Raw genomic sequence first — 7,648 nt, 5'->3', positions numbered from 1 at the left:
TTCACCGTTGGCACAGCCAGCCCCCTCTCCCTTCAGGGAGAGGGTTGGGGTGAGGGCAGGTGGTCGTGGCAGGGCGCTCCGCGGGGAGGCCTGCGGTTTCCTCGGCGAATGAATTCGCCCCTGCAGGGGTCATGCGAGAACTACGGAATTCACCCTTGGCACAGCCAGCCCCCTCTCCCTTCAGGGAGAGGGTTGGGGTGAGGGCTGGTGGGCATTGCAGGGGCTCGAAGGCCTCTTTCGCGAATGAACTCGCCCACCAGAATGAGCGGCCAGGAAACCCTCAGGGCTTCACCTTCCTCCCCGCCATATGCTTCAGATACCCGATCAGCTGTCCCAGCTGTTCATCACTGAGCGCATCCTTCGAGAATCCCGGCATCTTGCCCTGGGGCCAGCGGCGCAGGCTTTGCGGGTCGCGGATGTAGCGGGGCAGGAAGTCCCCGGCCAGGTATTCGGTGGGGTTGTGGGGAATGTTCAGGTCCGGGCCGAACTGGGCGTCTCCGGCGCCATTGAGGCGGTGGCAAGCCAGGCAGTTCTTCTGGAACTGGGTGAAGCCGGCTTGCACGTCGATGCTGGCGTCGGCCGCCGGGCGCAAGGCGGGGAAGCGTTCGGCCACGGACGGCAGGTAGCGGATGCGAGCCACCTGGAAGGGCCATTGTTCCGGGCCGATATCGGCGCTCGCAGGGTCGGTCCAGACCAGGTAGAAGGGCCCGGCGCTGGGCTTTCCGCTTGCCAGCGGGGGCCAGGGTCTGGCCGGGTCCTCGATGGCCAGCCAGGCGCGAGCGCCATCCTTGGCCAGCAGCGGTGCGGCGGCCAGTTCGGCGGCGAAACCGTCCAGAGCCACGGCCTGCAGGTGCTGGGCCGGGGTCACCCCTTCCAGCAGTGCGGCCAGGGGAATGGCGCGGTAGCGCATGGTCTGCTTGTAGGAGACGTCATCCGGAATGCTCACCTCCTGCGCCTGGGGGTGCGCGAGCAGGGCTGCGGTGTCCCAGGTGCGGGTGCCGCCGGGCAGTTCCAGGGTCAGCTCGGCGGCGTGGAGCGGGGTGAAACAGAAGAGCAGGGCGAGCAGCGCTTTGCGCATCGATCAATCCTTGTCCAGGGCGGTTTTCAGGTCCAGGTAGCCGCCGCCATTGATCACCCGGGTATAGCCCAGCTCCTGCAGGCTGTCCTGGGCGATGCTGGAACGGCGACCGCTGCGGCAGTAGAGCACTATGGGGGTGTCCTTGTCCGGAGCGAATTCGGCGATGTGGTCGCCGATTTCCTCGTAGCCGATATTGCGCGCACCGGGAATGGCGCCTTCGGCGACTTCCTCCGGGGTGCGCACATCGATCAGCACGGCATTCGACTGGCGCATGGTTTCGACAGCGGCAGCCTGGTCGGTATCGCCGGCGGTGGCCGGCAGGCTCAGGGCAAGGGTGAGTATGGCGAGCAGGGTACGCATGATGGCGGCTCCCATGACGGCTGTTCAGGCAACCTAGCACAATTGCTCCAAGCGGGCGCAGGCCGTTAGGATCGCGGCTTTCCGTCATAACCAGAGCTTTTTTCAGTCCCGCGTCCGGGCGCCGGAAGCTCTTAAGGAGAGCCCATGCTGGCCGAGTTGTTCGCGGTGATGGCGCCGGTGCTGATCGTCGCCGGCATTGGATATGGCTGGGCCCGCTCCGGGCAGCCCTATCCCACCGAATTCATCGCGCGCCTGGTGCTGAACATCGGCACCCCGAGCCTGGTGCTCTCCACCCTGAGTCGCACCGAGATCAATCGCCACGCCTTCGGCCAACTGGCCATCGCCTGTCTGCTGGTGATGCTGGCCATGGGGCTGGTCGGCAGCCTGCTCAGCCGGGCGTTCAAGCAGGACTGGCGCATCCTGGTGCCGGCCTATCTGTTCCCCAACTCCGGCAACATGGGCCTGCCCATCGCCTTGTACGCCTTCGGCGAGAAGGGCCTGGCGCTGGCAGTGGCCTTCTTCCTGGTGCTCTCGGTGGGGCATTTCAGCCTTGGCCTGTTGCTGTCCGGCAGCGAACGGTCGCCGAAGCGGCTGCTGGCCAATCCCATCATCATCAGCCTGGCCCTGGCCTTGCCCCTGGTGGTCTGGGACATCGAACTGCCGCGCTGGGTGGCCAACACCCTCGGTCTGCTGGGCGGCATGACCATACCGCTGATGCTGCTGACCCTCGGCGTATCCTTGGCCAGCATCCGCGTGCATCAGTTGGGCAACGGCATGCTGCTGGGCGCATTGCGGATTCTCTGTGGTGCTGCCGCGGGCTGGTTGGTGGGGCTGGCGCTGGGGCTGCCGCCGCTCGCCCAGGGCGTGCTGGTGATGCAATCGGCGATGCCGGTGGCGGTGTGCAACTATCTGTTCGCGGTGCGCGCGGGACGTTCGCCGGAAGCGGTTGCCAGCCTGGTACTGTGTTCGACGCTGCTGTCCTTCGTGTTGATACCGCTGCTGCTGGCGTGGTGGTTACCCGCGCTGCGTTGACCGCATGGGCGCGGTACGCAGCACAGGACGACCAGTGGTTGAACGACTTTCAGCTGACCAGACGGGTCAGGTTGGGAAGGATGAGAATGACGGTGGTGGCAAAGACGATCAGGCTCGCTTGCCGCATTTTCGGCTGCTTTATCATGGCCAACTGCCTTTGTTGTTGTTGGAGGCGCGTCGGTCAGGGCTCCCTACGGCCGGCCCTGAACCTCACCTTCCCCCGTGGCTTTGGATAAAAACGCCGCCCCGGCAAAACCCGGCAGCGACCACTTGCATTTCAAACTCTAGGGCCGGCATCACATCGCGCTTATATCGGTTGGTAACTAGCACGCTCGGTTTAGTAATGCCCGGCTATCGAGGGTGGCTGATCGCTATCCACCAGCCCCGAGGCCAGACACATCCCTTTCAGGTTCGCAGGCAACTGGCCATCAGCCGACCGTTCGTCTGAGCGCAGCGGTCAATGGGCCTGAGCATTTCCGTCATTGAGCCGATGGCCTATAGCGATAAGGTAGCCATAGCCTGCCGGGGCACCGGCGGTCGACCTACAAGAACAACAGGCACAGCCGTTGCCACCAGCTGCCTCAAGAGGACGCCATGACCGAAGCATTCATTTTCGACGCGGTGCGCACGCCCCGCGGCAAGGGCAAGAAGGACGGCGCTCTGTACAGCGTCAAGCCGGTCAACCTGATCGCCGGGTTGCTGCGCGCCCTGGCCGAGCGCAACGACCTGGACACCAGCCAGGTGGACGACATCGTTCTCGGTTGCGTGACGCCGGTGGGCGATCAGGGCGCCGACATCGCCAAGACCGCCGCGCTGGTGGCCGACTGGGACGAAAGCGTCGCCGGCCAGCAGATCAACCGTTTCTGCGCCTCGGGCCTGGAGGCGGTGAACCTGGCGGCGATGAAGGTGCGTTCCGGTTTCGAGGACCTGGTGGTGGCCGGTGGCGTCGAGTCCATGTCCCGCGTGCCCATGGGCTCGGACGGTGGCGCCTGGGCCATGGACCCGGAAACCAACCTGCACACCAGCTTCGTGCCCCAGGGCATCGGTGCGGACCTGATCGCCACCCTGGAAGGCTTCAGCCGCCAGGATGTCGATGCCTTCGCCCTGCGTTCCCAGCAGAAGGCCGCCCGCGCCCGTGCCAGCGGCACCTTCGCCAAGTCCCTGGTGCCGGTCACCGACCAGAATGGCATCGTCCTGCTCGACCATGACGAGTTCATCCGTGGCGACTCCACCCTGGAAGGCCTGGGCGCCTTGAAACCCAGCTTCGAGATGATGGGGCAGATGGGCTTCGACGCCACCGCCCTGCGCAAGTACAGCCAGGTGGAGCGCATCGAGCACGTGCACACCCCGGGCAACAGCTCCGGCATAGTCGACGGCGCCGCCGCCATGCTCATCGGCTCCGCCGCCAAGGGCAGGGAACTGGGGCTGAAACCTCGCGCGCGCATCGTCGCCACGGCGGTGACCAGCACCGACCCGACCATCATGCTCACCGGCCCGGCGCCGGCTACCCGCAAGGCCCTGGCCAAGGCCGGGCTGACGGTGGCGGACATCGACCTGTTCGAAGTCAACGAAGCCTTCGCCTCGGTGGTGATGAAGTTCATGAAGGACATGGGCGTACCGGAGGAGAAGGTCAACGTCAACGGCGGCTCCATCGCCCTGGGCCACCCGTTGGGGGCCACCGGCTGCGCCATCCTCGGCACCCTGCTGGACGAGCTGGAGGCGCGCAACCTGCGCTACGGCCTGGCCACCCTTTGTGTCGGTGGCGGCATGGGCATCGCAACCATCATTGAGAAGGTTTGAGGCGGAGAAGAAGAATGACAGACGCCATCCGTTACGAAAAAGGCCAGGACAATATCGTCGTCCTGACCATGGACATGCCCGGCCAGAGCGCCAACACCATGAACGCGGTGTACCGCGAAGCCATGGGCAAGGCCGTCGCGCGCCTGGAGGCTGAGAAGGACAGCATCGCCGGGGTCATCATCACCTCGGCCAAGAAGACTTTCTTCGCCGGCGGCGACCTCAACGAACTGATCAAGGTCACCAAGGCCGAAGCCAACGCCTTCTACCAGATGGTGCTGGGCATCAAGGGCCAGCTGCGCCGCCTGGAAACCCTCGGCAAGCCGGTGGTGGCCGCCATCAATGGCGCGGCCCTGGGCGGCGGCTGGGAAATCTGCCTGGCCTGCCATCAGCGCATCGCCCTGAACGACAGCACCGTGCAGCTCGGCTTGCCGGAAGTGACCCTCGGCCTGCTGCCCGGCGGCGGTGGCGTGGTGCGCATGGTGCGCCTGCTGGGCATCGAGAAGGCCCTGCCGTACCTCGCCGAAGGCCGCAAGGTGCGTCCGGAGCAGGCCCTCAGGGCCGGCCTGATCCATGACATCGCCCAGACCCCGGACGAGATGCTGGCCAAGGCCCGCGCCTGGATCCTGGCCAATCCCAAGTCGGTGCAGCCCTGGGACGCGCCCGGCTACAAGATCCCCGGCGGCACCCCGTCCAGCCCCAATGTGGCGCAGATGCTGGCCATCGCCCCGTCGGTGCTGCGCGACAAGACCAAGGGTTGCTTCCCGGCGCCGGAGAAGATCATGTGCGCCGCCGTCGAAGGCGCCCAGGTGGACTTCGATACCGCCCAGCTGATCGAGGCGCGCTACTTCACCGAGCTCACTACCGGCCAGGTGGCGAAGAACATGATCGGCACCTTCTGGTTCCAGCTGAACGAGATCGGCGCCGGCAGCTCGCGGCCCAAGGGACCGGCTCCCTACGTGACGAAGAAGGTCGGCGTGCTCGGCGCCGGCATGATGGGCGCGGGCATCGCCTACGTCTCGGCCATCGCCGGTATCGACGTGGTGCTCAAGGATGTATCGGTGGAGGCGGCGGAGAAGGGCAAGGCCTACACCCAGGACCTGCTGGACCAACTGGTGAGCCGTGGCCACATGGCGGCCGAGAAGCGTGATGCCATCCTTGGCCGCATCAAGGCCACCGCCAGCGACGCCGACTTCGACGGTTGCGACCTGATCATCGAAGCCGTGTTCGAGAACCGTGAGCTGAAGGCCAAGGTCAGCGCCGCCGCCGAGGCCGCAGCACTGCCGGACGCGGTGATCGCTTCCAACACCTCCACCCTGCCCATCACCGGCCTGGCCCGGGCGGTGGCCAGGCCCGAGAAGTTCATCGGCCTGCACTTCTTCAGCCCGGTGGACCGCATGCCGCTGGTGGAGATCATCCGCGGCGAGAAGACCTCGGACGAAACCCTGGCCCGTGGCTTCGACTACGTGCTGCAGATCAAGAAGACGCCCATCGTGGTCAACGACAGCCGTGGCTTCTTCACCTCCCGGGTGTTCGGCACCTTCACCAACGAAGGCATCGCCATGCTGGGCGAGGGCGTGTCGGCGGCGATGATCGAGAACGAGACCCGCAAGGCCGGCATGCCGGTGGGCCCCCTGGCGATCTCCGATGAGGTCTCCATGAGCCTGATGGCCCACATCCGCAAGCAGACCGCCGAAGACCTCAAGGCCGAGGGCAGGGCGGTGCCGCAGCATCCGGCCTTCGCCGTGATCGACCTGATGCTCAACGAATACAAACGCCCCGGCAAGGCGGCGGGCGGCGGCTTCTACGAGTACCCGGCAGGCGGCAGGAAGCATCTCTGGCCGGGGCTCAAGGCGCGCTTCGAGAAGGCCGACCGGCAGATCCCGCAGGAGGACGTGCGCGATCGCATCCTCTTCATCCAGGCCATCGAGAGCGTGCGCTGCGTGGAGGAGGGGGTGTTGCACTCCACCGCCGACGCCAACATCGGCTCGATCTTCGGTATCGGCTTCGCCGCCTGGACCGGGGGTGTGCTGCAGTTCATCAACCAGTACGGACTGCGCGATTTCGTCGCCCGCGCCCGCTACCTGGCCGAGCAATACGGCGAGCGCTTCGAGCCGCCGGCGCTGCTGCTGGACAAGGCGGCCAGGGGCGAGCTGTTCTGATCAACCGCCCCGAAAGAAAAAACCGGCTCCTCGCGAGCCGGTTTTTCATGCTGCACCCTGCGTGGACTCACGCCTTGGCGAAACGGTTTTCCAGGTAACGGATGATGTCGTTGGATTCGTACATCCAGCGGCTTTCGCCATTTTCCTCGATACGCAGGCAAGGCACCTTGATCTTGCCGCCACCGGACAGCAGGGCGGCGCGATGGGCTTCATCGTTCTTCGCATCGCGCAGGGTGATCGGCAGGTTCAGCCGGTGCATGGCGCGGCGGGTCTTCACACAGAAGGGGCAGGCGTTGAACTGGTAGAGCGCGAGGCTGGCGGTTTCTTCCGCGACCCGGGCTTGCGCCTCGGGGCTGCGGCGCAGCTTGCGCGGGCGGGTGATGAGGTCGAGGAAGATGATCAACTGGCCCAGGCCGACTCGTAATGCCTTGATGAACACTGCTGCAAACCCTTGATTGAAAAACGGGGGCGGCAGTCTACTGGAACTTGCCGGGTGCGACCGCCTTTCACGCCAGGTGGTCGCTGCAGCACACCAGCGAACTCATGTCGAACACAGCCGCAAGCGGGAAGTCGCGGCCGGCGGGCGGGTTGCCGGAATGGCCACGCAGGCCCAGCTCGGTGGCGATGCCGCGACTGATGTTGTGGTTGGCCTCGATGTTCTTGGCCACCGCCCCCACCGAGCCATGGGCGCAGCCAATCAGCGAAAAGCCGTTGGTCATGACTGCCAGGGCGGTAAGGAAATAGAGTCGGGTCTTGTGCTGTTTCATGATCGGTGTTGCCTGTCCTTGGATTCAGCCTTGTCTTCCGCTGGGTTTCTTCTCGCTTGCCAGCAGTACCGGGATGCTCTGGCTGAGCTGCTGGTAGAAGCTCATGGAGGCGTCGGTGGGACTCACGCCGATGCGGCCGCGCTCGTAGCCGAAGCTGACGGCCAGGACCACCATCACCACGACGAAATACAGGCCGAGGCTGGCGAGGGCGCCGTTGCGTGCGTACTTGATGGTGGGGTTGCTCATGTCGTGACTCCGTGGCCTGGGGCTTGGGTGGGCATAGAGTCGCGAAAAGCGTTTCGATGAGAAAACGAGCAATGGGCATGGTAAATATCGACGCCACCAATAGTTCCGCAGGATGCCGTCAATTTTTATTGACGTACTTCCGCAGGCCGCGGGTTAGAGCGGCAGGGCGTCTTGTCCATCGATTGGGGAGCGGGGAGATCGGCGCA

General features: G+C 65.3%; 8 protein-coding genes. 3 read left to right on the top strand and 5 right to left on the bottom strand.

From position 1 onward, the window contains the following. Positions 1 to 280: 280 nt before the first annotated feature. A complete protein-coding gene (locus tag ACFPU0_RS10210; protein ID WP_377692837.1) occupies positions 281 to 1,078 on the bottom strand; it encodes a c-type cytochrome in 798 nt (265 codons plus the stop codon). 3 nt (positions 1,079 to 1,081) lie between these two features. Next, positions 1,082 to 1,438 (bottom strand): rhodanese-like domain-containing protein, encoded by a 357-nt coding sequence (locus ACFPU0_RS10205; protein WP_377692835.1) that lies wholly within the window; start codon positions 1,436 to 1,438, stop codon positions 1,082 to 1,084. A gap of 144 nt (positions 1,439 to 1,582) precedes the next feature. On the opposite strand from ACFPU0_RS10205, the gene ACFPU0_RS10200 reads away from it, so the two are divergent. From ACFPU0_RS10200 to ACFPU0_RS10190, 3 genes are all read left to right on the top strand, one after another. Then, positions 1,583 to 2,470 carry an AEC family transporter gene (locus ACFPU0_RS10200; protein ID WP_377692834.1) on the top strand — a complete coding sequence of 296 codons (888 nt, stop codon included), beginning with the start codon at positions 1,583 to 1,585 and terminating at the stop codon, positions 2,468 to 2,470. Between the two features lie 594 nt (positions 2,471 to 3,064). Beyond that, positions 3,065 to 4,270, top strand: a complete 1,206-nt coding sequence (locus ACFPU0_RS10195) for an acetyl-CoA C-acetyltransferase (RefSeq protein WP_377692833.1) — start codon at positions 3,065 to 3,067, stop codon at positions 4,268 to 4,270. Between the two features lie 14 nt (positions 4,271 to 4,284). Further along, the gene (locus ACFPU0_RS10190; protein WP_377692831.1) at positions 4,285 to 6,429 is read left to right on the top strand and encodes a 3-hydroxyacyl-CoA dehydrogenase NAD-binding domain-containing protein; all 2,145 of its coding nucleotides are present in this window, start codon (positions 4,285 to 4,287) and stop codon (positions 6,427 to 6,429) included. A gap of 67 nt (positions 6,430 to 6,496) precedes the next feature. Here the strand turns inward: ACFPU0_RS10190 and ACFPU0_RS10185 are convergent, their stop codons facing one another. From ACFPU0_RS10185 to ACFPU0_RS10175, 3 genes are all read right to left on the bottom strand, one after another. Further along, a complete protein-coding gene (locus ACFPU0_RS10185) occupies positions 6,497 to 6,868 on the bottom strand; it encodes a glutaredoxin family protein (protein WP_377692829.1) in 372 nt (123 codons plus the stop codon). Between the two features lie 67 nt (positions 6,869 to 6,935). Then, complete coding sequence (locus ACFPU0_RS10180) at positions 6,936 to 7,196, bottom strand: hypothetical protein (protein WP_377692828.1); 261 nt, start codon at positions 7,194 to 7,196, stop codon at positions 6,936 to 6,938. Positions 7,197 to 7,220: 24 nt separating this feature from the next. Beyond that, on the bottom strand, positions 7,221 to 7,442 hold the full coding sequence (locus ACFPU0_RS10175) for a hypothetical protein (RefSeq protein WP_377692826.1): 222 nt from the start codon (positions 7,440 to 7,442) through the stop codon (positions 7,221 to 7,223). Positions 7,443 to 7,648 lie beyond the last annotated feature (206 nt).

The sequence above is a fragment of the Pseudomonas sp. GCM10022186 genome, from assembly GCF_042656385.1.
Classification (GTDB): Bacteria; Pseudomonadota; Gammaproteobacteria; order Pseudomonadales; family Pseudomonadaceae; genus Metapseudomonas.
This window is presented reverse-complemented; position numbering and strand designations above follow the sequence as displayed.

What these genes read in the sequence shown, in the direction of transcription:
- ACFPU0_RS10210 (WP_377692837.1), bottom strand. Translation starts at nt 1,078, where the DNA reads ATGCGCAAAGCGCTGCTCGCCCTGCTCTTCTGTTTCACCCCGCTCCAC.
- ACFPU0_RS10205 (WP_377692835.1), bottom strand. Translation starts at nt 1,438, where the DNA reads ATGCGTACCCTGCTCGCCATACTCACCCTTGCCCTGAGCCTGCCGGCC.
- ACFPU0_RS10200 (WP_377692834.1), top strand. Translation starts at nt 1,583, where the DNA reads ATGCTGGCCGAGTTGTTCGCGGTGATGGCGCCGGTGCTGATCGTCGCC.
- ACFPU0_RS10195 (WP_377692833.1), top strand. Translation starts at nt 3,065, where the DNA reads ATGACCGAAGCATTCATTTTCGACGCGGTGCGCACGCCCCGCGGCAAG.
- ACFPU0_RS10190 (WP_377692831.1), top strand. Translation starts at nt 4,285, where the DNA reads ATGACAGACGCCATCCGTTACGAAAAAGGCCAGGACAATATCGTCGTC.
- ACFPU0_RS10180 (WP_377692828.1), bottom strand. Translation starts at nt 7,196, where the DNA reads ATGAAACAGCACAAGACCCGACTCTATTTCCTTACCGCCCTGGCAGTC.
- ACFPU0_RS10175 (WP_377692826.1), bottom strand. Translation starts at nt 7,442, where the DNA reads ATGAGCAACCCCACCATCAAGTACGCACGCAACGGCGCCCTCGCCAGC.